This window comes from Stenotrophomonas sp. GD03877, assembly GCF_029840555.1.
In the GTDB taxonomy this organism is placed as follows: domain Bacteria; phylum Pseudomonadota; class Gammaproteobacteria; order Xanthomonadales; family Xanthomonadaceae; genus Stenotrophomonas; species Stenotrophomonas geniculata.
On record NZ_JAOCCT010000002.1, the window covers coordinates 131,975 to 158,066 of the forward strand.

Sequence of the window (26,092 nt, forward strand, 5' to 3'; positions counted from 1 at the left end):
TACCAGCGATAGCACGTCGACCGTTAATCCGGCATCTGCTGACACTCGCACGTAAAGACGCGTCAGGGGAGGGCCGGAGATGGCTGCAAGTGACTGAAAGATAAATTAAAAGCGGATTATTTTCACTATTGTGTCGAAATTTGTCTTTCAAGATCAAATGGTTACATTTGTTCATCTGCCGTTGCGGATTCGTGATTGATGAAATTAAGATCGGGTTCAGTTGTCGTAAGGCCTTCGCTTTGCTGCAGCGCAATTGCCACAGACGCCTGATCTCACTGAATCAAGGAAACTTCATGACCAGCCGCACCAACGTTGCACGGTTGAAGCGCACCGCCCTCGCAGTCGTCCTGACCTCATTCATTGGCGCAGCCGCCGCGCAGAGCACCACCGGCTCGCTGTTCGGCAGTGCCCCCGCCGGCACCACCATTGTCGTGCAGAGCGACACCGGCCTGACCCGATCAGCGACGGTCGACAGCAGTGGACGCTACAACCTCGGTTCGTTGCCGGTAGGCAAGTACACCATTACCCAGCAGCGCGATGGCCAGATCGTCGAGCGTCGCGAGAACGTGCTGCTGAGGGTCGGCGGCGGTACCGAGGTGTCGTTTGGCGGCGGTGCGGCCGGCGCGACTACGCTTGGCACTGTGAACGTGGTTGCGGCCAACGTGCCGAAGATCGACGTCAGCAACACGGTCTCCAAGTCGGTGATCACCTCCGAGCAACTCGACGTGCTGCCCCTGGGCCGTAGCGCTGAAGCCATTGCGCTGCTGGCGCCGGGCGTGGTGTCTGGCAGTGGATCATTCACCAACGGTTCGCGGTCGGTGTTGTCGTTCGGTGGCTCCAGCGTTACCGAGAACGCCTACTACCTCAACGGCTTCAACGCGTCCAACCCGCTGAGCAACCTCGGTGGTGTCAGCCTGCCCTATGGTTCGATCGACCAGCAGGAAACCTACATGGGCGGCTACGGTGCCGGCTATGGTCGATCTACCGGTGGCGTGATCAATCAGCTGGGCAAGCGCGGTACCAACGAATGGCATTTTGGTGTGCAGGCAACGTGGGCACCCGACTCGTTGGCTGCCTCCGCGGCGACGGTGATGTATCCGGACCGCGAGTTGCCCGCAGGCTACGCCTATACCAAGGATTCGCTGCGTGGCAGCCTCTATCGCTATCGTAAGGACGATGCCGCGACTCGCACCACGTACAGCGGTTATGCCAGCGGCCCGTTGATCGAGGATCGCCTGTTCATCCACTTGGCCGCCGAGAAGGACCGTACGGAAGGCGTGTCGACGAACAGTGCTGCGGCCTCGCAACAGGTTCGCAACCACTACACGATCGACACGCCGAAGTTCTACGGCAAGATCGACTGGAACATAAACGACAGCAATACCCTTGAGTACACCCGTGTGCAGAACACCGATCGCACTGGTGGCTACTACCGGTCGTTCGAGTACGACGACCTGACCGAAGGCGATCGCACCGGGACCTTCCCGAATACCACGAAGGTCAAGGACGATTTCGATATTTTCAAGTACACCGGCTACCTGACTGATGACCTGACCCTCAGTGCGGTCTGGGGACGCAGCAAGCAGAGCAACCTGGAATCCAACCCGGCCTCGTCCGGTATCCCCTATCTCAGTGCCCCGGGTAACCAGGACCCCGCCATCACGGGCGGACGTCCGATCCGCAACAGCCAGCCTGAGCTCTATGAAAAGGCTGCAGATGCGGGCAGCAAGACGCGTGGCTTGCGACTGGATCTGCAGTATCGGATCGGTGACCACGAGCTGACCGGTGGTATCGACAACATGTACTACCAGGGGCACAACGAAGGCCAGAAGGTCACGGGCCCCGGCTACGCGTGGATCTATGGACGCGTCGAGCCCGGCGAATCGCCGAGCCCGCGCTTTGACATCGCGCCACCGCCGGGTGATGGCTACTTCGTGCAGAAGTACATCTTCTCCACCACCACCAGCATGTCGGTCAAGCAGAAGGCCTACTATCTGGAGGATCGCTGGCAAGTCACGCCGAACTGGCTGCTGACCATCGGCGTGCGCAACGACAAGTTCACCAACTACAACAGTGATGCCAGGCCTTATGTGGAGAGTGGCGATCAGTGGGCGCCGCGCCTTGGTGCAAGCTGGGACGTGTTCGGCGATTCGTCGCTGAAGTTGTTTGCCAATCTCGGCCGCTACTACCTGGCACTTCCGAACAGTGTGGCTATTCGCGGTGCTTCGGCATCGACCTTCACTCGCGAGTACTTTGCCTACAACGGCATTGATGAGAACGGTGTTCCGACGGGCCTCACCGCGCTTGGCCCGGGTCCGGTGTCGTCCAACAACGAGTATGGCCAGACCCCGGATCCGCTGTCGGTAGCTCCAACAGACCTGAAGTCGCAGTATCAGGACGAACTCATTCTTGGTTTCGAGAAGACGCTGGGTGAGCGCTGGAACTCCGGTGCCAAATTCACCTATCGCCGCCTGCAGTCGGCCATCGACGACACCTGTGACTCGGACCGCATCATCGACAAGCTGGACGCGATGGGCGTTGATTCGAGCGATCTGGTGATCCCGGGTTGCGTGATCTTCAATCCCGGCAAGACGAACACAATCATGCTCAAGCATGCCGATGGCTCGGGCTATACGCCGGTACGGATGAGTTCGGCAGACTGGGGTTTCGGGAACAAGAAGGCCAAGCGCGACTACATTGCTGTGGACCTGTTCATCGAACACCCGCTGAGTGACAAGTGGTATGGCCGCCTGGACTACACCTGGTCGCGCAACTTCGGCAATACCGAGGGCCAGGTGAAGTCGGACATCGGACAGGATGATGTATCCAAGACGCAGGACTGGGATGCCGGGGCGTTGATGGAATACGCGGGCGGGTACCTCGCCAACGACCGACGCCACCAGCTGAAGGGCTACGGTGCATACATGTTCAATGACGAGTGGTCAGCGTCGGCGACCCTGCGTATCATGTCTGGAATGCCGAAGAGCTGCCTGGGCTACTACGGCACCGATGAAAGCGATCCTCTGGGTTACGATGCAGCGTATCACTACTGTGGTGGCACGCCTTCGCGTCCGGGTGACGCCGGCCGTACGCCATGGACCACGCGCGTGGATCTGGGGGTGATGTATCGCCCTGCGTTTGCCGATCACAAGTTGGCATTCGGTCTGGATGTCTTCAATGTGCTCAATCAGCGTCGTGCCGTGCAGACCGATGCGGTATATGGGGATGCCCCCTACACTGTGTCGAACACCTACGGTATGGGCACGTACTTCAGCGCACCGCGTTCGGTCCGTGTCAGTGCGTCGTATGACTTCTGATCGTAGTCGCGTGTCGACCTCTCCATGAGATGAATGGGACCCCGGCATTGCCGGGGTCCTTTTTTTAGAGTGACTGGCACAGGAAAAGGGCGCCCTGAAGGCGCCCTTTTCCTGTTGCCTGACCCGTCCTGAATTGGGTTGACACCTCTTCCCTACGGAAAAGGAATGTTCAATGAAATCAACAATCAGGCGCAGCCAACGGGACTATTCGCTGGCCTTCAAGCTGTCGGTGGTCGACCAGGTGGAGCGCGGGGAACTGACCTACAAAAAGGCGCTGGCGGAACGGATCAACGGGATACTCAAAGGAGAATTTCTGCTTCGTCGCCCACGGGACCTTGGGACAGGCCCGGCAGATGGTGGCTGAGGCAGTGGAGGTCTATAACGCGGAGCGACCCCATCTGTCCCTTAAAATGCAGACGCCCGATGCGGTGCATCGGGCGTCTTTGGCCGCCTGAGGGCGGCCAGATCATCCACCCCATAGGTGTCAACCTATGGCAGGACGGGTCAGCCGCTACAACCGCATGATCAGCGCCAGACCTTGATCTGTTCCGCTTCGCTGCGCTGCATCGGCTGGCCGGCCTTGCAGCTGAAAGTAGCACCGAACGCTGGCAGGTTGGCCAGCGTGCCGTTGCTGCGCCACAGGCCCGGTGCGCGGATGTCGGCGGTCAGGCGGCGCACGGCCTCGTTCGGCGCCAGCTGCTGCGCCCACAGTGCAGACCAGGCGCGGAAGAAGCCCTGCTGCTGCGCCTGCTTGGCCTTCGGCTCCTGCGCGACATACGCCGCCCAGGCCAGTTCCAGGCCGGCGATGTCGGCCAGGTTCTCTTCCTGGGTGAGCGTGCCGTTGACCTTGGCACCCTTCACGCCCGGGAAGTCGTAGGCGCTGTACTGCGCGGCCACGCGGCTGCCGAGCAGGGTCCAAGCGGTCTTGTCTGCCGGAGTCCACCAGCTGCGCAGCTCGCCCTTGGCGTCGACCAGCGCGCCCTTGGCATCGATCGCGCGGGTCAGCTCATGGCCGACCAGGCCACCGAAGCTGCCGAACTTGTCGGCAGCATCGGCCTTGGCGTTGAACACCGGGCCCTGCAGGATCGCGGCGGTGACGATCAGGCGGTTCTGCGCCAGGTCGTAGGCCAGCGACGGCTGCTGCGGCAGCACGTCCCAGCGACGGTCGGCGTTGCCCTTGCCGATGCGCTTCATTTCTTCGCGATGGCGCCAGGTCGAAGCAATCAGCATGTTGCCGCCGAACGAGCCGCGGCCCATCGGCTGCACGCTGTAGTCGAGGTCGCGCAGCGGGGTGCCGATCTCGATCTTCAGCGCGGCCAGCTTGGCCTGCGCTTCGGTCTTGGCTTCGGCGCTCATCCAGCTGCTGTTCTTGACCGCCTCGATCTGCACTTCGCGCACCTTGTCGACGATCCACGCCGCCTGGCGGCGATCTTCGGCGGACAGGTAACGGGCAGCGTACTCGCGACCGACCATCGGGCCGGCGGCCACGTTGATCGCCTCCAGCACATCTTCCCAGCGCTGCGGCGGCAGGGTTTCGCCACGCAGCACGCGGCCGCGGAATTCGAACTCGGCGTCGCGGTAGGCCTTGGACAGGTACGGCGCCATCGAATCGCCCACGCGCCAGCGCAGGTAGGCCTTCCACTGGTCCGGCTTGAGCTTGGTGACCATGCCGTCGAGCTGCTTGAACAGGCCCGGGTCGGCCAGCGAGACCAGGTCGTCGTCCACGCCCTGTGCCTTCAGGAAGGCATCCAGCTGCAGGTTGCGGTAACGGCTGTTGAGCTCCTTGGTGGAGATCGGCGCGTAGTTGTTGAACGGGTTGTTGATGCCGGCCAGCGACTGGGCATTGCGTGCCAGCTCGGTTTCCAGCGCGATCACCGCCTGCGACTCGGCATCCAGCTTGGCCGCCGGGGTGCCGGTCAGCGCCAGGATCTGCTTGACGTAGTTGCGGTAGCGGCCCATCAACGCCACGGTGTCGGCGTCGGTGCGGGTATAGAACGCCGGGTCCGGCAGGCCCATGCCGCCCTGCATGAAGTAGCCGATGTGACGGTCCAGCGCCTTCAGATCGACGTCCGGACCGAAGTTGAATGCCACCGGGATGCCGACCTGGTGCAGTGCGGCGATCGAGGCCGGCACATCCTTGGCCTTCTTGATGGCATTGATGCGGGTCAGCAGCGGGGCGATCGGGTTGGAGCCGTCTGCTTCCACGGCGGCTTCGTCCAGGCCGCTGGCCCAGAAGTCACCCAGCAGTTTCTGCACGTTGCCCTGCGGCGCCTTCATCGCGGCGTCGAGCAGTTCACGCTGCTGCTGGCGGCTGCGGTCGACAAGCTGGCCCAGCGCGGTGGTGGCGCCGGTCTGCGGCACCGGGTTGGCCTTCAGCCAGCCTGCATTGGTGGCGTCATAGAAGTCGCTGCACTGGGCACTGACAGCCGGGGCACGCGCGGCCTTTTTCTTGGCAGCAAACGCGTCGTGGGTCGGGACCAGGGTCGCCAGGCTGATGCCCAGGGCGATGGCAAGCGGACGGAAGTTGGGCATGTGGAACGAATCCGTGATGGATTGAGGGCGCGCGCACTATAGCAAGCCGGGCATCGACGCGGCATGCACGCGTCGCGGTGCATTCGCCGACCAAGGTCGGCAGCTACCGGGGAGCGCCGGGATCAGTAGATCCACGCCATGCGTGGATGAAAGACACCCCAGAAAAACAAAGGCCCGGGAATTCCCGGGCCTCTGCAGGTCTGCCTTGGCGTCAGCCGTGGCTTACCAGATCACCACCTGCTGCTCGCCAGTGCGGGCCATCGGCGAACCGGCCTTGCACTGGAATGCCGCGGCGAAGGTCGGCAGGTTCGACGGCGCACCCATGGCGCGGAACTGCGCCGGCGCGTGCGGGTCGGTCGCGAGGCGGACCTTGGCGTTTTCCGGGGTGTACTTGGTGCGCCACACGGTGGCCCAGTTGAAGAAGAAGCGCTGGTCGCGGGTGAAGCCATCGACCTTTGCATCTTCCTTGCCGGCGGAGGCCTTCTGCAGCGCGTCGTAGGCGGTAGCCAGGCCGCCCAGGTCGGCGATGTTCTCGCCCAGGGTCAGGTGGCCGTTCACGGCCTGGCCGTCGACCTTGTACTGGTCGAACTGCTTGACCAGCTTGCCGGTGAGGCCTTCGAAGTTCTTCTTGTCAGCGGCGGTCCACCAGTCTTCCATGTTGCCGGTCGGCCCGAAACGTGCGCCCTGGTCGTCGTAACCGTGGGTCATTTCGTGGCCGATCACCGCACCGATGCCGCCGTAGTTCAGCGCATCATCGGCCTTCGGGTCGAAGAACGGCGGCTGCAGGATGGCGGCCGGGAACACGATCTCGTTCTGCAGCGGGTTGTAGTAGGCGTTGACCGTCTGCGGGGTCATGCCCCACTCGGTCTTGTCCACCGGCTTGCCGATCTTGGACAGGTTGAACTTGTAGTTGAACTCGCTGGCCGCGCGCACATTGCCCAGGTAGCTGTCGCGCTGGGTCTGCAGGCCCGCCCAGTCACGCCACTTGTCTGGGTAACCGATCTTCGGGGTGAAGGTTTCCCACTTGGCGATGGCCTTGGCCTTGGTTTCATCGCTCATCCAGCTCAGGCCCTGGATGCGTTCCTTCAGCGAGGCGGCCAGGTTCTTCACCAGCTCTTCCATCTTCGCCTTGGCTTCCGGCGAGAAGGCAACCTTCACGTACAGCTGGCCGAAGGCTTCGCCGGCATCGTTCTCGATGGTGCCCAGCACGCGCTTCCAGCGCGGCTTCTGTTCCTTCTGGCCGTTGAGGGTCTTGCCGTAGAACTCGTAGTTCTCCTGCACGAAGGCGTCGGCCAGGTACGGCGAGGCGCTGTCCACGGTGTGGAAGCGCAGGTAGGCACGCCACACCGACGGATCGGTGTCGCCCAGTGCCTTGCTCACTTCCTCATGGAAGGCCGGCATCGCCAGCGAGAACTTCTCCGGTGCGGCCACGCCCTGCGACTTGAAGAACTCGGTCCAGCTGAAGTTCGGGGTCAGCTTGTCGGCGTCGGCCAGGGTGACCGGGTTGTAGTACAGCTCGACGTTGCGCGACAGCTCGACGCGCGACTTGGAGGCCTTGGCCAGGCGGGTCTCGAACTTGACCACGTCCTCAGCCTGCTTGGCAGCGTCGGCAGCGGCGACGCCGGACAGCTCCAGCACCTTGGCGACGTGCGCCTGGTAGGCCTTCAGCTTGTCGGCGTTCTTGGCATCGGTGTAGTAGGTGCTGTCCGGCAGGCCGAGGCCGCCCTGGCTGGCGTAGGCCAGGTTGACGGCCGAGTTCTTGAAGTCGGCTTCGGCGCCGAAGCCAAACAGGACGTTGTCACCCTTGGCCGCGCTGCTGCGCAGGTAGTCGGCGATGGCCGCCTTGTCCTGCAGGCCATCGATTGCCGTCAGGTCGGCCTTCAGCGGCTCGATGCCCTGGGCGTTGATCTTGGCTTCGTCCATGCCGGTGGCCCACAGGTCGCCGACGATCTTCTCAATGTGGTTCGGGTTCTTGACCTGCGCGACCTGTTCAGCCAGCTGGTGCTGCACGGCCACCGAACGCTCGTCGAGGATGGTGAACGCGCCCCAGCTGGTGCGGTCGCCCGGAATTTCATTGGCGGCCAGCCACTTGCTGTTCACGTAGTCGCCGAAGGCGCCGCAGGCGTCCTTGCTGGTATCCAGATCGCTGGGCTGGAAGGCGTTGTAGGCCGGCAGCTTGCTCTCGTCCAGGGTGTACTGGGTGGCTTCGGCGGCAGCCGGCGTGGAGGCGGTGGCGTCCTTGGCCGGGGTTTCGTTCTTGCCGCAGCCGACCAGCGCGGCCGAAACGGCCAGGGTCAGCAGCACGATCTTGGGAGTACGGGTCACTTTGATGGCCTCCAGGCCGAGTGAGTCAGGGAAGGGCCGCGGGGACGGCCGTGGGCCGAACAATACGCCGCCGGCCTGCCCTGCAAGGGTGTCGAAGGTCATGGCCGGGCGCAAGGGGGCCGTTTCGTGGCCCGGAAAAGACAGACCCGGCAAAAGCCGGGTCTGTCGGGGTGCTGCGATCAGGCGTGGATCAGAACTTGTAGTTGACGCCCATGTACATGAAGCGGCCGACGTTGTCGTAGTACGCCGAGCCCAGGTCCGCGCCGAAGTAGTTGACCGGCGGATCCTTGTCGAACACGTTGTCCACGCCGAGGTACACCTCTACGCCGGAGTCAGCCATTTTGTAGCCGACCTGCATGTTGTGATAGGTGAACGACGGGTTCCAGATCGGGCTCTGCGAACCCGGATTGCTGTTGTAGCTCTCCGGGAACACGCGCAGGTTGCGGTGGATGTACACCATGTCCCAGCTGGCGCGGAAGTTGCCCAGCGTGTACTTGGCGGTGAACTGGCCACGCCAGCGCGGGTTGGTCACGTAGTTCGAACGTTCCTTGTATTCGTTCGGGAAGTCCTGGAACTCCCACTCACGCGATTCCAGCAGGCGGGTGCCGACCAGGCGCAGGTTGGTGTGGCCACCAAACATGCCGAAGTCGTAGTTCATTTCCAGGTCGATGCCGGTACGACGGCTCTTGGCCAGGTTCTCTGCGATCGCAGTCCAGTCGTAGATGCTGTATGCCGGGAACTCAGCACCGTTCGCACCGACCGCACCGCCCACCGGCGCGCGCTTGATGTTGCCGCAGAAGGCGTTGTTGATGCCCCCCGGCGAATCGACACAGCGGGTTGCCAGGGTTTGGGCGTTGACCGCACCGATAGCGTCCTTCAGGGTGATACGCCAGTAGTCGACCGACATGCCGAAGCCTTCGAAGAACTCCGGCTGCCAGACGAAACCAATCGAGGTGGACTCGGCGCGCTCCGGCTTCAGGTTCGGATTGCCGCCGCTGACGCCTGGACGGTTGGCGCTGTACGAGTCAACCCAGTTTGCCGGAATGCCCAGAGCCGCGCAGTTGGCGGCGCGCAGGGCCGGATCGCCAGCGGTGCCCGGACGGTTCGAATTGGTGGCGTTGGTGTTGCAGGGGTCGGCGATGGTCGCGAAGTTCTGCGACTGCTCGTCATACAGTTCGCCGATGTTGGGTGCGCGGATGGCCTTGGCCAACGTACCGCGAACGCGCAGTGACGGGATCACTTCCCAGTCCAGGCCGACGTTCCAGGTCTTGGTCGAACCGATGGTGTTGTAGTCCGAATAGCGGCCAGCCAGATCCAGCGACAGGCGGCGGATGCCCGGGATGTCGGCCAGCAGCGGGATGTTGGTTTCGGCGAACACTTCCTTGACGTTGTACGAACCGCCACCGCCGTTGATGGCGTTGAGGAAGGTGGCACCGGAGGCTGCCAGCGGATCGGTACGCTCCTGGCTCTTCTCCTTGCGGTACTCGGCGCCGGCCGCAATGCCGACATCACCGGCCGGCAGCGAGAACAGCGCGTTGTTGCTCACCGACGCGCTGAACACGGTCTGCTGCAGTTTGCCGAAGTAGTGCGAACGGGTATTGAACCAGTCGGCCGCATTCTGCGGCACAGCGCCATCACCGAAGATGCTGAAGGGAATGCAGCCCGAACCGATCAGGTCGCGGTTGTAAGCGCGGCCACCGGCATTGGCGTTGGTGGCATTGGCATCGCGGTCGACACGGCAGACGATCTTGCCGCTGGAATCGCGGACTGCGTCCAGACCGGCCTGCCAGCGCTCGTTGATGCGGTTGTTGACGTTGACGCGGTTGATCTCGGTCTCGCCATAGTTGCCAGAGGCCTCGTAGCTCCAGTTGTCACCGAACATGCCTTCCACGCCGAAGACGAAGCGCTTGGTCTCGCGCTTGACTTCCTCGCCGCGGCGGCCCGCGTCGACATTGAATCGGGCTATCTGCAGCTGGGTCAGACCGTTGGCATCCATCAGGGCGCCCAGCTCAGGGCTGATGAAAGCATTGTCGCGACGGATGCGGATGGTGTTGTCGAAAGCGGGCTGGCCGAAGAAGGTCGATTCCGTCTTGGTGTACTTGCCTTCGAAGAACAGGCGGTGCTTGTCGTTCAGGTCGAAGTGGGCGACGGTGTTGACGCTCAGGCGGTCGAACTTCGGCTGCAGGTCGGCAACAGCGTTCAGATCGGTGAAGTCACAGTTGACGCACGAGGAAGGGCTGACCACTGGCCCATCGAAACGGTTGCGGCTGAAGCTGCCATCCGGATTGAAGTGATAGCGGTACTGGTAGGTGTTGGGCTTGGTGAAATCGAACGTGCCACCGGCTTGGAACGAACCGCCGTAGGAGGTGGAGTAGTTGCCGCCCGGGCGGGCCAGGACGGTCTGCGGGTTGCTCTCGCTCGGCGGCTTGGTGCGATCGAAATTCGGATTGGGCACGGTCACGTCGTAGCGTTTACCGATCGAACGGTCGCCACGGCCGAAACGATCCTGCTGGCTGTACTCGACCGCCACGGCGACATTGCCTCGGCCGTCGGCGAAATTGGTGCCTGCGGTAGCCGACACGAAGCCGCGATTGAAGCCGCCTTCGCCCGCAATACCCTTCTGCGCGCGGGCCTCGAAGCCCTCGTAGTTCTTCTTCATGATGAAGTTGACCACGCCGGCCACGGCGTCGGCGCCATAGATGGCCGATGCGCCGCCGGTGATGACTTCAACGCGCTCGATCCACTCCACCGGGATGGTGTTGACGTCGACCGCGGTGCTGCCGGGATTGGCACCGACATGGCGACGGCCGTTGACCAGCACCAGGGTACGGTCGTAGCCCATGCCGCGCAGGTCCATCAGGCCCAGGCCGGCGGTACCGATGTAGCGGGTGGAGTTGCCCAACGTGAACGACGGTGCCAGCTGCGGCATCTTGTTCATCAGGTCGCTGATGGTCAGAGCGCCGGTCTGGCGGATTTCTTCTGCGGTGATGGCGGTAACCGGCGAAGAGGTCACGAAGCCCGTACGCGCAATGCGCGAGCCGGTCACGCTGACGCGGTCCAGATCGACCGGGTTGGAGGAGGCTTCCTGCGCGAAGGCGGGCGCCGAAGTCACGGCCAGCAGGCCGACGAGCAGGGCGCTGGTCAGCGGGTGGCGGCCAGGTGAGCGGTTGTACGTCATCGTGATGGATCCCCTATTGAAGTGAAGCGTGCCATTCCGTCCGTTCGTTACATCTGAGTTCAGATAACGGGCGTTGTTCATGGAACCTAACACGGTCTTAACGAGAAATGCATGCCAATGTCACGCAATGTCTCTGAAGTCACTCCAAAAGTACATGAAAGTGCAATAATTACAGTCACTTAGTATCACTTGTGATTTGCGGATAAAGGCTTGATGACGCGTAGCTGAATGTGGGAGTCGGGTCGCTTTGCGCAAACAGGCTTTTCAGTAGTCCGGAACAGGTGCTTTCCAGCGGGGGGCGGAAGGGCTGGCATAACGGTTCATTCAGCCGATTCCTCGGGCACTGATCGCGGCGGCGCAAGCGCGTGGTGGGCCGTTGGCCCCTGCTTGAGGCGCCACCTGCAGATGCCGGTTGCTCCTGGCGCAGGGCGCTGGGAAGGCGCCTGCCAGGAGGTTCCACCACGAATCGGGTGTCTCCAGCTCTGCGGTGGGAGAGCGACCAAAAAAAAGGCCCCGCCGAAGCGGGGCCTGGTCCAGACACGAAGTCCGGAAAACGACGGGATCAGAAGTTGTACTTGACCTGGGCCGAGATCTGGCGGCCGTAGACGCTGTAGAAGCCGTCATTGAACGGGGTCGATTCGTTGCCCGGGTAGTTGTAGCGCTGGCCTTCCGGCAGCTTGTTGAACACGTTGTTGACCATCAGCGACAGGACCAGATCGTCCTGTGCCTGGTAGTTCATGCTCAGGTTGTACGTGGTGTACGAACCCCACTTGCCGGCCTTGGCGCCGGAGGAGTGGACATAGCCGTAGCTGCGGCCGGTGTAGGCCAGGTAGTTCGGGGTGCTGCCGACGTAGTTGGCGTACACAGTGGTGGTGAACTTGGCGATGTTCCAGGCCACCGACAGATCGCCGCGGACCTTGGCGAAGTTGTCGTAGTACCACATGTTGTACGGGTCGCTCAGCAGGTCGAGCTTGGCGGCGCCCGGCATCGGCTGCACTTCACGCTTCAGCATGTTGGTGTAGTTGCCGGAGAACATCAGCGAGCCGAAGCGGCCGATATCCTGCTGGTACTTGGCCGCCACGGTCACCGCTTCCAGGTTCTGGCTGGCAACGTTGAGCTTCGGCGTGTATACGCGGGTCAGGTTGCCACCGGCGTCGCGGGATATCCAGTTGGTCACGTCACCGCAGCTGGCCGAGGTGTTGTTCGGCAGGCCGTTGTGGCACTGGTACTCGGCCAGCAGCAGCTGGTCCGAGCTCAGGGTCTTGACCTCGTTCTTGATCTTCCAGTTGTAGTAGTCGGCCGACAGCGAGAAGTTGCTGACCGGAGCCCACACCACACCTGCGCTCCAGACATCGGCGGTGATCGGCTTCAGGTCCGGGTTGCCGGACTTTTCGCTGTACACCGAGGTGTTCTTGTAGAACGAGCAGGCCTCATCACGCAGGCCGTAACCCATCTGGCTGCAGCGGTAGTAGTCGTTCTGGCCGGACGAGTACGAACCGCTCATGCCCTGGAAGGCATCGGACAGGGTCGGTGCGCGGAAGGCGGTACCGTACTTGCCGCGCAGCAGCAGGCTCTCGATCGGACGGAATTCCAGGCCGATGCTGTAGGTGGCCTTGTCGACGGTCTTGTCGGCGATCTTGAAGGCGTCATAGCGGCCCGAGGCGCTGACGGTCAGGGTGTCGTGCAGCGGCATGCGCAGTTCGCTGGTGACCGCGTAGTTGCTGCGGTGGCCGGCGCCGGCGACGGCGGTGGTGCCCCACACGTTGCCCTTGACGAACGCCTGGTCCGGCGAGTAGTCCCAACCTTCGCTGCCACCTTCCAGCACGACGGCCAGGCCGGCGTCACCGCCCGGCAGGCTGAACAGCGAGCCGTTGGTCACCTGCACGCGACCCAGGTTCTGCCAGGTCTTGCTGCGGTGGGTACCGTAGCCGGTGAAGCTGGCGAACTGGTCAGGGGTGATCGGCGAGTAGAAGGCCGCGTAGTTCGGGTTGTAGATGTCGAAGCCATCAGCGGTAGTGCCCAGCTTGGGGCCCAGCACGTTGTCGACGAAGAAGCCATCGATCTTGTCTTTCCAGCGCACGAAGCGGTTCTGGTCCAGGCGGTACTCGCCACGGGTGAAGCTGGCGCTGTAGTCCCAGTCGCCGACCATGCCCTTGCCGCCCAGGGTAACCTGGTAGGCACGGCTTTCGTCGGAGTTCATGATGTTGTTGTAATGGCCCGGGCCGATTTCTTCCGGCGCGAAGGCGCGCTGCAGGTTCACGACCTTGCCCAGGCCCTGGTCGTAGAAGCTGCCCAGGCTCGACTTGGTGCCCCACCACAGGGCGCTCGAGCCGGAGGTGAACTCGGTCTTTTCCTTGCTGTACAGCACGTCGGCGAACAGCTGGAAGTTGTCGTTCACGTCGAAGGTCATCGACGAGTAGAACTGGCCGCTGTTCTTGCCGTTCTTCAGGGTCTTGTAGCCGGCGCTGTACACCGAACCGCAGGACTCGCCCGACGCGCGCTGGCCGACCACGGTGGTGCCGTCATACAGCCCAGCGACGTTGGCGCAACGGCTCGGGTCCATCATCAGCAGCTTGTTGTCAGCGTTGGTGATGACGGCGAAGTCGTTCGACGGAACCTGGGCGGTGTAGCCGACCGGGTTGTTCTGGCGGGTGATGTCGCGCTGGTAGCCCCAGATCGGGCTGCCGTTCTCGATCTGCACGTTGAACAGCGCATGGAAGCGGTCGTCGAAGGCGTTGATGCCCTTGGCAGCGCTGAAGCGGATGTTGCTGCCGCCGCCTTCGGTGTAGGTGCCGCCACGGAGGGTCATGGTGCCGCCGTCCATGCGCTCCTTCAGGATGATGTTGACCACACCGGCGATCGCGTCCGAGCCGTACAGCGAGGACTGGCCGCCCGGCAGCACTTCGATCCGCTCGACGATGTCGATCGGAATGCCGCTGATGTTGTTGAAGGTTTCGCTGCCGTTGTACAGCGCCGGATACGAGAGCATCGGGCGGCCGTTGATCAGGTACTTGGTGTAGCCCGGATTCAGGCCGAACATGCCGGCGGCTTCGGCGCCCTGGGTGAACGAACCCGAGGTCTGGCCGCCCTGCAGGCCGCCAGTGGTCAGCGACGACTGCTGCAGCACTTCAGCAACACTGCTGAAGCCGCGGGTCTGGATGTCTTCGGCGGTGATGGACATCACCGGGGTCTGGGTTTCAACCTGGGTCTGCGGGATCAGCGAACCGGTGACGGTGATCTTGTCCAGGTTGGTCGCCTTGTCCTGGGCCATTGCCGGGGCGGCGGCCATCAGAGCGGAAATCAGGGCGACGGCGAGCGTGTTGCGACGTGCGGTGTTGCTTACGTAGTTCATGTAGTTCCATTGGAGAGCAAAAACAAAAACGGCACTGCGCATGCGCCATCGCGCGGGCTGGAAATGCCAGCTCCGCAGCCCAAAACAGTGCGGGTCGAACGTAACATGAACTTAACAATCTGTGCACGAATCTGTAGCAATCCTGAATTTCAGTCAGGTTACGTCCAGCTTGTATGATGCTCGGTTATTCCCCCTGACCCCGCCGGTGCTCGTTGTGAACAGTTCTCCCCGCCGTCCCCATGCAAGCCAGGTCCAGAAGGGACTCACGCCGCATGCCCGCATCCGCAATGTGATCGCGGTTGGTTCGGGCAAGGGCGGCGTCGGCAAGTCGACCACCGCGGTCAATCTGGCCGTGGCGCTGCAGCAGCTCGGCGCGCGCGTGGGCGTGCTCGACGCCGACATCTATGGCCCCAGCGTGCCGGCAATGCTGGGCCTGTCCGGCCGTCCGGAAAGCCCGGACAACAAGAGCATCGAGCCGCTGCGTGCGTTCGGCGTCGACACCATGTCGATCGGCTACCTGATCGAAGAGGACACGCCGATGATCTGGCGTGGGCCGATGGCCACCTCGGCGATGACCCAGCTGTTCAACGACACCCTGTGGGACGACCTGGACTACCTGCTGATCGACCTGCCGCCGGGCACCGGTGACATCCAGCTGACCCTGACCCAGAAGATTCCGCTGGCCGGTGCGGTGATTGTCACCACGCCGCAGGACATCGCCACGCTGGACGCGAAGAAGGCGCTGAAGATGTTCGAGAAGGTCGAGGTGCCGGTGCTGGGCATCGTCGAGAACATGGCGGTGCATACCTGCAGCAGCTGCGGGCATGTCGAGCACCTGTTCGGCGAGGGCGGCGGCGAGCGCATGGCCGCGCAGTACGGCGTGCCGTTGCTCGGTTCGCTGCCGCTGCAGATCGGCATCCGCGAGCAGGGCGATTCCGGTACCCCGATCACCGTGGCCCAGCCGGATTCGGTTCCGGCCCAGGCCTACCGCCATGCCGCGCAGCGCCTGATCGAGGAGGTTGGCAAGCGTCCGCGTGCCTCGATCCCGATCCTGTCGTCGCTGCTGTAAGTGCCCGGGCAGGGGCCGCCGGCGACGCCCGGCCCCCTGCTAGAATCCTCGCGCCCCCTCGCACCCCAGGACAAAGCATGAGCATCAAGAGTGACCGTTGGATCCGCCGCATGTCCGAGCAGCACGGCATGATCGAGCCGTTCGAGGCCGGGCAGGTCAAGCAGGCCAACGGCGAGCGCATCGTCAGCTACGGCACCTCCAGCTACGGCTACGACGTGCGCTGCTCGCGCGAGTTCAAGGTGTTCACCAACATCAACTCGACCATCGTCGATCCCAAGCACTTCGATCCGGGCAGCTTCGTCGATATCGTCGGCGATGAATGCATCATCCCGCCGAACAGCTTCGCGCTGGCGCGTACCGTGGAGTACTTCCGCATCCCGCGCGACACCCTGGTGGTGTGCCTGGGCAAGAGCACTTACGCGCGCTGCGGCATCATCGTCAACGTGACCCCGCTGGAACCGGAATGGGAAGGCCACGTCACCCTGGAATTCAGCAACACCACGCCGCTGCCGGCACGCATCTACGCCAATGAAGGCGTGGCGCAGATGCTGTTCTTCCAGGCGGCCGCCGATGACATCTGCGAGACGTCGTACCGCGATCGTGGTGGCAAGTACCAGGGCCAGACCGGCGTGACCCTGCCGCGGACCTGAAGATTGCAGGCGATTTGTGAAGCCGAGCATGGCTCGGCTTCAAGGCAGGGCAGCCGAGCATGGCTCGGCTCTGCATGAAGGAAGGCGGCGCAATGCGCCGCCTTCCTTATTTGCCGCGACCGAACAGCATCGCGATGCCGACACCCACCAGTGCCACCGGCCACCAGGTCAGCAGCAGCTTGGACAGGTTCAGGTGCGTCCAGCCGAGGTTGCTGGCGAGCATGAACAGGCCGATCAGGATCAGCAGGACGGCGGCAACGAGGTTGAATCGCATCGGGTCGGCAAACGCTCAGGACTGGGCTGGATATCCTAGCCGTTCCTTCCAGTAGGCGACATGCTGGTCCAGTGCACCCGGCTCGTAGCGGTGCGCGGGGCCGCTGCCCCAGACCGGGCCCGGCCACGCGGGGTCGCCGTCATGGCGGCCGATCACATGGAAATGCAGCTGGCGCACGATGTTGCCCAGCGCACCGATATTGATCTTCTCCACTCCGTCGGCGCCCTTCAGGGCCTTGCAGGCGCGGTTGAGCTCGGTGCGCAGCTTGTCCTGCTGCTCGCCGTCCAGCTCGATCCACTCGGTCACCCCGGCAAGGCGCGGTACCAGCACCAGCCAGGGGAATCGTTCGTCGTTCATCAGCCGCACTTGCGACAACGGTCCTTCCGCCACCAGCACGCTATCGGTGGCCAGGCGTGAATCGAGTTCGAAATCGCTCATCCAAGATGCTCCGAGAAGAAGTCCAGGGTGCGTTGCAGCGCCAGGGCGGCGCTGTCTGGATCATACGCATGTCCGACCTCCCGGTTGAAGGCGTGGTCGGCCGGATAGACGAAGGTGGCCATCTGCGGCAGCTTCTCGCGATGGGCCTGGACCGCCTCCGGCGGGATGCTCTTGTCCTGGGCGCCGAAGTGGAAGATCACCGGGGCCTTGGGCGTCTCATCCAGGAACTGGACATTGCGCGCACCGTAGTAGCTGGCCGAGGGCAGGCCCAGGCGCAGGGCCGACAGCATCGCCACCGTGCCGCCCCAGCAGTAGCCCACCGTGCCGACCTTGCCATGGGGTGCCAGCCGGGTGGCGGCCGCACGCACGACCTCCAGCGCCTTCTCCATGCCCAGTGCGGTCACCCGTTCCAGGCCCTGCTTCACGCCTTCGGCGTCATAGGGCAGGGCATCAGGATCGGCTTCTGCACCGTCAACCAGGTCGAAGAACGACGGCGCCAGCACCGCGTAGCCTTCGGCCGCGAAGCGCTCCGCTACGCCGCGGATGTGCGGGTTGGCGCCGAAAATTTCCTGCACCACCACCAGCCCGCCACGCGGGGTGCCCTCCGGCAGGGCCTGCCAGGCCCGTACCGGGCCGTGATGCGTATCCAGGGTGATCCACTCGGCCATCGTTTCCATCTCGTTGTGGGGAACAGAACGGCATTGTCGGTGCAGCGTGGGTTAGCGCGATGTCAGCGGCTGTGCGGGATCGGGCGGCTGGCCATTCAGAGCGCGGCCGCCAACCCCGGTATACTGGCGCCCTTTCAGGCCCCGGCCCCCAGGAACCCCTGCCACGACGGCAGGGGCCCAGGCCCCCAGAGTCCCGCGATTCCATGTCCCAGCTGAACCCCAAAGTCGGCTTCGTCAGCCTTGGCTGCCCGAAGGCCCTTGTCGATTCCGAACGCATCCTTACCCAGCTCCGCTCGGAAGGCTACGACATCGTGCCGTCCTACGATTCGGCCGACGTGGTGGTGGTCAACACCTGTGGCTTTATCGATTCGGCGGTGACCGAATCGCTGGACGCGATCGGCGAGGCGATGAACCAGAACGGCAAGGTCATCGTCACCGGCTGCCTGGGCAAGCGCCCGGAGCAGATCCGCGAGGCGTACCCCAACGTGCTGGCGGTGTCCGGCCCGCAGGACTACCAGAGCGTGATGGAAGCCGTGCATGAAGCACTGCCGCCCAAGCACGACCCGTTCGTGGACCTGGTGCCTGACTACGGCATCAAGCTGACCCCGCGCCACTACGCGTACCTGAAGATTTCCGAAGGCTGCAACCACAAGTGCAGCTTCTGCATCATTCCGTCGATGCGCGGCAAGCTGGTCTCGCGCCCGGTGGATGAGGTGCTGCGCGAAGCCGAGCGCCTGGTGCGCGGCGGCGTGCGTGAGCTGCTGGTGGTTTCTCAGGACACCTCGGCCTATGGCGTGGACGTGAAGTACGCCGAGAAGATGTGGCGCGACAAGGCCTACCAGACCCGCCTGAAGGCGCTGTGCGAAGGCCTGTCCGAGCTGGATGCGTGGGTGCGCATGCACTACGTCTACCCGTACCCGCACGTGGACGAGGTGGTGCCGCTGATGGCCGAGAACCGCATCCTGCCGTACCTGGACATTCCGTTCCAGCATGCCAGCCCGCGCATCCTGCGCCTGATGAAGCGCCCCGGTGCGGTCGAGAAGACCCTGGAGCGCGTACAGAACTGGCGCCGTATCGCGCCGGACATCACCGTGCGTTCGACCTTCATCGTTGGCTTCCCGGGCGAGACCGAGGCCGAGTTCGAAGAGCTGCTCTCGTTCCTGGACGAGGCGCAGCTGGACCGCGTCGGTGCGTTCGCCTATTCGCCAGTGGAAGGCGCCACCGCCAACGACCTGCCCGATGCGGTGCCGGAGGAAGTGAAGCAGGAGCGGCTGGCCCGTTTCATGGAAAAGCAGGCGCAGATTTCCGCTGCGCGCTTGGAGGCCAAGATCGGCACCGTGCAGCAGTGCCTGGTCGACGCCATCGAAGGCGATATCGCCGTGGCCCGCTCCAAGGCCGATGCCCCGGAGATCGATGGCCTGGTGCACATCCAGAATGCCGACCAGGTGCCGCTGCGCGTGGGTGAGTTCGTCGACGTGGAAATCACCGAGAGCGACGAGCACGACCTGTACGGTGACGCGCTGCCGGCCGCTACCCGCCCGGCATTCGATCTCAAGATGCTGTGACCACGGCGACGACCGCCGCCGGTGACGGCAGCGGTGTCCGCCGCTTCGTGCCGCCGCCGCGTGCGGCGGTCGATCCGCAGGTGCTTGAACATCCGCTGTTCGCCGGCTTGCAGGACTTCCGTGATCTGCTGGACGATGCGGCATGGCCGTCCATCGCAGCGCTTGATGCGCGGCTCGGGTTGCCCGGCAAGCGCCTGGTGGAACAGGACGCCGCGCTGCTGGCCGACGGCCTGCATTACGAGGCGCGCATCGCGCAGGGGCATATCGCCACCCGCACCGACAACTGGCATGACCTGTTCAATGCACTGGTGTGGGCCCGTTACCCGCAGCTCAAGCAGGCCCTCAATGTGCAGCAGTGCAGGCATATCGAGGCCATGCCGCCGGGCCAGCGCAACCGTGCGCAGGCCGCGCTGACCCAGTTCGATGAGACCGGCGTGATCGTGCGTGTGCGCGATCACGCGCCGCTGACTGCCTGGGATGCCCACGACTGGCGTGCGCTATTTGAATCGAGATATTGGCTGAGCGGAGACATCGCCATCGCTGCGGTATTCGGGCACGCGCTGATGGAGCAGGCGCTGCTGCCGGGCCGCCGGCTGGTGGGCAAGTGCGTGGTGGTGCAGGGCGATGTCGATGATGCCTGCGTTGACGCAGTGACTGCGGCCATCGCCGAGGGCAGGGCAGTGACCGATCCGCTGCAGCTGCGTCCGCTGCCGTTGGCCGGAATCCCGGACTGGTACGAGGGACAGGATGTCGCCTTCTACGCAGATGCCGCGTACTTCCGCCCGCTGCGTGCCGGCCGCCAGTACCCGCCGCCGTTGATGTCCTCCCTGTAGAGCCGAGCCGATGCTCGGCTGCGTTTGCCCATCAGCCGAGCATCGGCTCGGCCCTACACTTGCGGGTACTCCACCCCGATTACCGCAAAGGTGAACTGGCCGCCGGGCAGTTCCACCGAAAATTCATCATCCAGCCGCTTCTTCAGCAGCGCACGTGCCAGCGGCGAATCGATGCTGATCCAACCCAGGCCTGCGTCGGTCTCGTCCGGGCCGACAATGCGATAGCGGCTGGTGTCGCCACTGTCCACGTTCTCCAGTTCCACCCACGCGCCGAAAAACACCGCCTGCGGATCGGTCGGCGTGGTGTCGACCACGCGCAGCGATTCCAATCGCTTCGTCAGGTAGCGCACGCGACGGTCGATCTCGCCCAGCTGCTTCTTGCGGTAGGTGTACTCGGCGTTCTCGGAACGATCGCCTTCCGCGGCGGCTGCGGCCAGCGCCTTCACCACCTCTGGGCGGCGGACCCGCCACAGGTCATCCAGTTCGGCCTTCAGCCGTGCGTGGCCGGAGGCGGTGATCAGGGCGGTACTCTTTTCTGCAGGGGGACGCCAACGGGACATGCGGTAAGACTTCTTTTCAGGGGAACGATGGGGTCGGAGCCCTTTCCCGTGGAAAGAGCTCTGACCGCCAGTGGCGGTGAATCAGCGCTTGCCGCCGAAGATGCCGCCCAGCAGGCCACGCACGATCTGGTTGCCCAGCTTGGTGCCGACCGTGCGCGTGGTCTGCTTGGCCATTGTCTCGATCATGCCCTGGCGGCGCTTGGTGCCGAAAATCGCATCCTTGATCGCCTGGCCGAAACCGCCTTCCTGCGCTTCGTCCTGCTCGCGGCTGCGGGCGGCCGGTGCCTGCGCCTGCTCGACCGTCTTCTGCGCGCGCTGGGCCAGCAGCTCGGCGGCCGATTCACGGTTGATCGCCGTGTCGTAACGACTGCCGACCGGGCTGCCGGCACGCACCTGCGCGCGCTCGGTCTCGGTGATCGGTCCCATCCGGCAGCGCGGCGGCGCGATCATCGTTTGCTGCACCGGCATCGGCACGCCCTTGTCCTGCAGCGTGGATACCAGCGCCTCGCCGGTGCCGAGCTGGCTCAGCACCTTGGCCACGTCCAGCTTCGGGTTCGGCACGAAGGTTTCGGCCGCGGTCTTCACCGCCTTCTGGTCGCGCGGGGTGAACGCACGCAACGCGTGCTGCACGCGGTTGCCCAGTTGGCCGAGGATGTTGCCCGGCACGTCGTCGGGGAACTGCGAGCAGAAATACACGCCCACGCCCTTGGAGCGGATCAGGCGCACCACCTGCTCGATGCGCTGCACCAGCGACGGCGGTGCGTCGTCGAACAGCAGGTGGGCCTCGTCGAAGATGAAGACCAGCTTCGGCTTGTCCAGGTCGCCCACCTCCGGCAGCTGCTCGAACAGCTCCGACAGCAGCCACAGCAGGAAGGTGGAATACAGCTTGGGCTTGAGCACCAGTTGGTCGGCGGCGAGGATGCCGATCACGCCGCGGCCGTCGTGATTGACCCGCATGATGTCGGCCAGTTCCAGGGCTGGCTCACCGAAGAAGTTCTCGCCGCCATCCTGCGCCAGGCGCAGCACCGAACGCTGGATCGCGGCGATCGACTGCGCACTGACCAGGCCGTACTCGGTGGAGATGTCCTTGCGCTCCTCGGCCACCAGACCGAGCAGGGCGCGCAGGTCGTCCATGTCCAGCAGCAGCAGGCCACGGTCGTCGGCCAGCTTGAACACGATGTCGAGCACGCCGGACTGGGTGTCGTTCAACTCGAGGATGCGCGCCAGCAGGGTCGGGCCCATCTCGCTGACCGTGGTGCGCACCGGATGGCCGAGCTTGCCGTACAGGTCCCAGAAAATGGTGGGGCTGGCGGCCGGCGCATAGTCGGCCACGCCGATCTCGGCAGCACGCGTCAGCAGGTTCTCGGCGCCGGTGCCGGGCACGGCCAGGCCGGACACATCGCCCTTCACATCGGCCAGGAACACCGGTACGCCCAGCCGCGAGAAGCCCTCGGCCAGGGTCATCAGGGTCACCGTCTTGCCGGTACCGGTGGCGCCGGCCACCAGGCCGTGGCGGTTGCCGAGTTTCGGCAGCAGGGTGACGGCAATATCGTCGGTAATGCCTTTGCCGAGCAGAATCGGATCCATGGTCCAGCCCTTGTGGTGAATAGCCCAATGTTAACCGCCGGCGGTGGCGGTCCGAAGGTCGGCTTGCCCGGACCTTGGCGGCGCCGCTACTCTGCCTGCCTGTTTCGCACACAGTGCCATCAATGCCCGTTCCTGTCCTGATTTCCCGCGGTTGGCCGCTGCTGGCCCTGGCCGGCCTGGTTTCCCTGGCGCCCGACGCCCATGCGCAGCGGGTTTCGGCCCGGGACAAGGTGAAGGTGGATGCGCTGCAGCAGCGCATGACCGTCGCCGAAAAGCGTTACAGCGACGCCCTGCTGCTGGTCGCCAATGCCGACCCGAAGGGCAGCAACGAGGCCGATGCCGCGCTGGAAGACATGGAAGATGTCCTCAACGACTGCGTGAAGCAGAAGGGCTGCCAGATGGGCACCCTGCTTGCCAGCTACAAGCGCCTGCTCAAGCACGACGCTGATGCCGCGGCCAGCGATGACGTGGCGGACGAAGGCGGCGACCGCCTGGAAGCCGACCCCGACCATATCGGCCCCCTCACCGCCGACGTGCCGGAGGCCGCGCGCGCTGCCGCACTGCTCAACGACAAGCGGCACGCCTTCGACAGCATGGTCGAATACAACCCGGCGGTGCAGGCCGGCATCCGCCGCTGGCTGACCGACATGCGCCCGGCGCTGCTGACCAGCTATGAGAACTACCAGAACCTGCGCGCGGTGATGTGGCCGGAGTGGGAGAAGCGTGGCCTGCCCGAGGCACTGCTTTTCGGCATCATGGCCAAGGAATCCAACGGTCGCGTGCATGCGTCCTCGCGCGCCGGCGCCGCCGGGCTGATGCAGTTCATGCCGGCCACCGGCCGCCGCTTCGGCCTCGGTCCGGATGGCACCGGCTTCGATACCCGTTTCGATGCGCGCAGTGCTGCTGAAGCCAGCGCCAGTTACCTCAACGAGCGTCTGCGCGAGCTGAACAACAACGTGGAAATGTCGGTGGCCGCCTACAACGGTGGTGAAGGCCGTGCCGCGCGCGTGTTCAAGCAGAGCGCCGGCCAGAGCTTCTGGACCGACAGCGTCTACAACCAGTTCCCCGGCGAGACCAAGGACTATGTGCCGATGGTGATCGCGGCGGCCTGGATATTCCTGCACCCGCAGCAGTACGGCGTGGAATTCCCGAAGATCAGCGCGCAGCCGGCCACGCTGCGCCTGGCCAAGTCCACCACCATCTACGAACTGACCATCTGCCTGGGCAGCCACGGCACCCGCGATGGCTACATGCGCGCGCTGCGCAACCTCAACCCGCGCTATGAAGCCGACGGCTGGATTCCGGCCGGCACGCTGATCAACGCCACCACCCGCATCGCCGGCCTGTACCAGCGCAACTGCGTCAGCGGCCCGCGTGCCGACCTGGCCCGTACCCTGATCACCGCTGATCTGAACGCAGCGATCAAGCGTCCGACCGCTGCCAGCTACACCGGCAGCGTGGCCGTGGGCGGTGTGGTGCCGGTGGCCGATGCGGCCGCGTCCACCAGCGTGCCGACCACCCCGGTGGCGCCGGTGGCGGCCCCGCACCCGGCGGCGCGCCCGAAGCCGGTGCGCAGCCACAAGGTGGGCAAGGGCGAGACCCTGGGCGCCATCGCCGCGAAATTCCAGTGCGACGTGCCGACCCTGGCCCGCGCCAACGGCCTGAAGGCCCCGGCCTACAGCCTGCGCCACGGCCAGACGCTGAAGCTGCAGGGCTGCGACAAGTAATCCCCCCGACCCCTGGAATCCGCATGGACCTCGAAGACACCCGCAACCTGTTCGCCAACCTCCGCGAAAACACCGACTGGGACATCACCGGCCCGTTGCTGTGGGGGTACTTCTTCGTGCATTCCACTGCTGAGCCGTTGCAGGTGCTGGCTGACCATCTGCAGGCGCAGGGTTACACCTTCGTGGAACTGTTCGAGCAGGAGCCGGAAGAAGGCGACGCGCCGTTCCACGTGCTGCATGTGGAGCGCGTGGAGATTCACGACGAAGCCTCGCTGGACCGTCGCAACCAGGAGTTCGCGGCGCTGGCCGCGGAGAAGGGCGTGGAAGACTACGACGGCATGGACGTCGGCCCGGCCCCGTCCCTGCAGTAGCGCGCTTCTGGCTGTAGAGCCGAGCCCATGCTCGGCTTCCTTTGCCCACAGAAATGCATGACCGGTTGCAGCCAGCAGCCGAGCATGGGCTCGGCTCTACATGTACCTCAGCGCAGCGTCGCCAGTGCCTGGCCCAGCTGCACCGGGCTTTCGGCGCCCAGCTGCGGCGCGAACTCGGCCACGCCCGGCGGCAGCAGCACGATCACGGTCGAACCGTAGTTGAAGCGCGCCATCTCGGCGAAACGCTCCAGCTTGATGCCCTGGCCGCGGTAGTCCTTGCGGGTGATGCGATCACCGTAGGCCGGGATCTCCTCGCCGCTCCACACGGTTTCCACGCCGGACACCAGCAGTGCGCCGACCATCACGCTGACCATCGGGCCGAAGCTGGTGTCGAAATGGCAGACCAGGCGCTCGTTGCGGGCGAACAGGCGCGGCACGCCATTCACTGCGGCCGGGCCGACGCTGAACAGGCGGCCCGGCACGTGCACGGTCTCGCGCAGGGTGCCGGTCCACGGCATGTGCACGCGGTGGTAATCGCGCGGCGACAGGTACACGGTGGCGTACAGGCCGTCGTTGTACGGCTTGGCGTCTTCGTCGCTGCCCAGCAGTTCGGCGGCGGTGAACGACTGGCCCTTGGCCTGGAAGATCCGGCCGGCCTCGATCTTCCCCAGCTGGCTGATGCGGCCGTCGGCCGGCATCACCAGGCTGCGCGGATCGGCATCGGCCACGCGCGCCCCCGGCTTCAGCGCACGCGTGAAGAACTGGTTGAAGGTGGCATAGCTGCGCGGGTCCGGGTTGGCCGCTTCGTCCAGGTTGACGTTGAACTTGCGGGTGACGGTGTCGATCAGCCAGCGCGACACGCGCGGATCGTCCGAGTACGCCAGCGAACGCGCCATCGAGGACAGCAGGCGGTGGGGCAGGGCGTACGTCAGGGCGGTGGTGAGGCTCATGGGGCGGTTTTCTCGGTCAGCTTCTGCAGGTCGCGGGCAATGGCCGGCGCGTTGAACGGGGGCCGCACCAGGCCGGCAAGGCGGCCCTGCGGGTCGAGCACGGCCAGGCTGGCCGAGTGCTCGACGGTGTAATCCTCGGGGTTCTCGTCGAAGTGCTTGCCCGGCACCTTCTGGAACACGAAACCCAGCGAAGTGGCAAAGCGCTCCAGCGACGGGATATCGGCGGTGGCGGCCAGGGTGTCCTTGTGGAAGCCGTGCACGTACTCGCCCAGGCGTGTGGCGCTGTCACGGTCCGGGTCGACCGAGATGAACAGCACGCGCGGGCGCAGGCTGTCGGGCAGGGCCTCCCACTGGTTCTGCGCGCCGGCCAGCTCGGCCAGAGTGGTGGGGCAGACGTCGGGGCAGAAGGTGAAGCCCAGGAACACCAGGGTCCAGTGGCCCTTCAGCTCGCCCGGAATCAGGCGGGTGCCGTCGGACTGGGCCAGGTTGAAGTCGGGCAGTTCGCGCGGCTGCGGGTACAGCGTGATCGCTTCGGTGGCCGGGGCGTTGGCCGGTGGCTTCGGCGCGAACACCTGCTGGGCGGCCAGCAGGCCCAGGCCCGCCGCCAGGGCGATCAGCAGGATGATGCCGGCGTTGCGATTGAACATGGGAGCCCCCGCGCGAAGTGGGCTCCATCATACCGGCTGCGGCCCGATC

Annotated in this window: 18 protein-coding genes and 1 pseudogene; 8 read left to right on the plus strand and 11 right to left on the minus strand. The window is 64.5% G+C overall.

Annotated elements, in window-relative coordinates:
* The first annotated feature begins 293 nt into the window (after positions 1-293).
* A complete protein-coding gene (locus tag N5D20_RS01830) occupies positions 294-3,317 on the plus strand; it encodes a TonB-dependent receptor (RefSeq protein ID WP_049482146.1) in 3,024 nt (1,007 codons plus the stop codon).
* A 262-nt stretch (positions 3,318-3,579) separates the two neighbouring features.
* Positions 3,580-3,772, plus strand: a pseudogene (locus N5D20_RS01835) (integrase core domain-containing protein); the annotation flags it as partial.
* Positions 3,773-3,842: 70 nt separating this feature from the next.
* Here N5D20_RS01835 and N5D20_RS01840 read toward each other — a convergent pair.
* The 4 genes from N5D20_RS01840 to N5D20_RS01855 all read right to left on the minus strand — a co-directional run bounded on the left by N5D20_RS01840 (position 3,843) and on the right by N5D20_RS01855 (position 14,704).
* On the minus strand, positions 3,843-5,849 hold the full coding sequence (locus N5D20_RS01840; RefSeq protein WP_197578314.1) for a M13 family metallopeptidase: 2,007 nt from the start codon (positions 5,847-5,849) through the stop codon (positions 3,843-3,845).
* 222 nt (positions 5,850-6,071) lie between these two features.
* Positions 6,072-8,174: a M13-type metalloendopeptidase gene (locus tag N5D20_RS01845; protein WP_019338610.1), complete on the minus strand. Its 2,103-nt coding sequence runs from the start codon at positions 8,172-8,174 to the stop codon at positions 6,072-6,074.
* Positions 8,175-8,364: 190 nt separating this feature from the next.
* Positions 8,365-11,352 carry a TonB-dependent receptor gene (locus N5D20_RS01850; protein ID WP_197578316.1) on the minus strand — a complete coding sequence of 996 codons (2,988 nt, stop codon included), beginning with the start codon at positions 11,350-11,352 and terminating at the stop codon, positions 8,365-8,367.
* 562 nt (positions 11,353-11,914) lie between these two features.
* Positions 11,915-14,704: a TonB-dependent receptor gene (locus tag N5D20_RS01855; RefSeq protein WP_197578317.1), complete on the minus strand. Its 2,790-nt coding sequence runs from the start codon at positions 14,702-14,704 to the stop codon at positions 11,915-11,917.
* Between the two features lie 214 nt (positions 14,705-14,918).
* Here N5D20_RS01855 and apbC point away from each other — a divergent pair, with 214 nt between their 5' ends.
* Positions 14,919-15,773 carry an iron-sulfur cluster carrier protein ApbC gene (apbC, locus tag N5D20_RS01860; RefSeq protein ID WP_026347084.1) on the plus strand — a complete coding sequence of 285 codons (855 nt, stop codon included), beginning with the start codon at positions 14,919-14,921 and terminating at the stop codon, positions 15,771-15,773.
* Positions 15,774-15,850: 77 nt separating this feature from the next.
* Complete coding sequence (gene dcd / locus N5D20_RS01865; RefSeq protein WP_010483020.1) at positions 15,851-16,423, plus strand: dCTP deaminase; 573 nt, start codon at positions 15,851-15,853, stop codon at positions 16,421-16,423.
* 106 nt (positions 16,424-16,529) lie between these two features.
* Here the strand turns inward: dcd and N5D20_RS01870 are convergent, their stop codons facing one another.
* From N5D20_RS01870 to N5D20_RS01880, 3 genes are read right to left on the minus strand one after another with little or no spacing between them, the layout of a single operon-like run.
* On the minus strand, positions 16,530-16,697 hold the full coding sequence (locus tag N5D20_RS01870) for a DUF5668 domain-containing protein (protein WP_005418011.1): 168 nt from the start codon (positions 16,695-16,697) through the stop codon (positions 16,530-16,532).
* Between the two features lie 15 nt (positions 16,698-16,712).
* Positions 16,713-17,135 carry an HIT family protein gene (locus tag N5D20_RS01875; protein WP_010483023.1) on the minus strand — a complete coding sequence of 141 codons (423 nt, stop codon included), beginning with the start codon at positions 17,133-17,135 and terminating at the stop codon, positions 16,713-16,715.
* Positions 17,132-17,803, minus strand: a complete 672-nt coding sequence (locus tag N5D20_RS01880) for a dienelactone hydrolase family protein (RefSeq protein ID WP_197578318.1) — start codon at positions 17,801-17,803, stop codon at positions 17,132-17,134. Before N5D20_RS01880 ends, N5D20_RS01875 begins: the two co-directional genes overlap by 4 nt.
* Positions 17,804-18,006: 203 nt before the next feature.
* Between N5D20_RS01880 and rimO the strand changes: the two genes are divergently transcribed.
* Both rimO and N5D20_RS01890 read left to right on the plus strand, forming a co-directional pair.
* Positions 18,007-19,368: a 30S ribosomal protein S12 methylthiotransferase RimO gene (gene rimO, locus N5D20_RS01885; protein WP_049436796.1), complete on the plus strand. Its 1,362-nt coding sequence runs from the start codon at positions 18,007-18,009 to the stop codon at positions 19,366-19,368.
* On the plus strand, positions 19,365-20,201 hold the full coding sequence (locus N5D20_RS01890) for a DUF3025 domain-containing protein (protein WP_197578319.1): 837 nt from the start codon (positions 19,365-19,367) through the stop codon (positions 20,199-20,201). Before rimO ends, N5D20_RS01890 begins: the two co-directional genes overlap by 4 nt.
* A 53-nt stretch (positions 20,202-20,254) precedes the next feature.
* On the opposite strand, the gene greB is transcribed toward N5D20_RS01890, so the two are convergent.
* Together greB and N5D20_RS01900 are read right to left on the minus strand one after the other, a co-directional pair.
* Positions 20,255-20,761, minus strand: a complete 507-nt coding sequence (greB, locus tag N5D20_RS01895; protein ID WP_049436794.1) for a transcription elongation factor GreB — start codon at positions 20,759-20,761, stop codon at positions 20,255-20,257.
* Between the two features lie 81 nt (positions 20,762-20,842).
* Positions 20,843-22,348 carry a helicase HerA-like domain-containing protein gene (locus N5D20_RS01900; protein ID WP_049436793.1) on the minus strand — a complete coding sequence of 502 codons (1,506 nt, stop codon included), beginning with the start codon at positions 22,346-22,348 and terminating at the stop codon, positions 20,843-20,845.
* 122 nt (positions 22,349-22,470) lie between these two features.
* On the opposite strand from N5D20_RS01900, the gene N5D20_RS01905 reads away from it, so the two are divergent.
* The gene (locus N5D20_RS01905) at positions 22,471-24,075 is read left to right on the plus strand and encodes a transglycosylase SLT domain-containing protein (protein ID WP_197578320.1); all 1,605 of its coding nucleotides are present in this window, start codon (positions 22,471-22,473) and stop codon (positions 24,073-24,075) included.
* A 23-nt stretch (positions 24,076-24,098) separates the two neighbouring features.
* The gene (locus N5D20_RS01910) at positions 24,099-24,446 is read left to right on the plus strand and encodes a ribonuclease E inhibitor RraB (protein ID WP_049436791.1); all 348 of its coding nucleotides are present in this window, start codon (positions 24,099-24,101) and stop codon (positions 24,444-24,446) included.
* Between the two features lie 107 nt (positions 24,447-24,553).
* Here the strand turns inward: N5D20_RS01910 and asd are convergent, their stop codons facing one another.
* Positions 24,554-25,396, minus strand: a complete 843-nt coding sequence (asd, locus tag N5D20_RS01915; RefSeq protein WP_197578321.1) for an archaetidylserine decarboxylase — start codon at positions 25,394-25,396, stop codon at positions 24,554-24,556.
* Positions 25,393-26,043 carry an SCO family protein gene (locus N5D20_RS01920; protein WP_010483041.1) on the minus strand — a complete coding sequence of 217 codons (651 nt, stop codon included), beginning with the start codon at positions 26,041-26,043 and terminating at the stop codon, positions 25,393-25,395. Before N5D20_RS01920 ends, asd begins: the two co-directional genes overlap by 4 nt.
* Between the last annotated feature and the right edge of the window lie 49 nt (positions 26,044-26,092).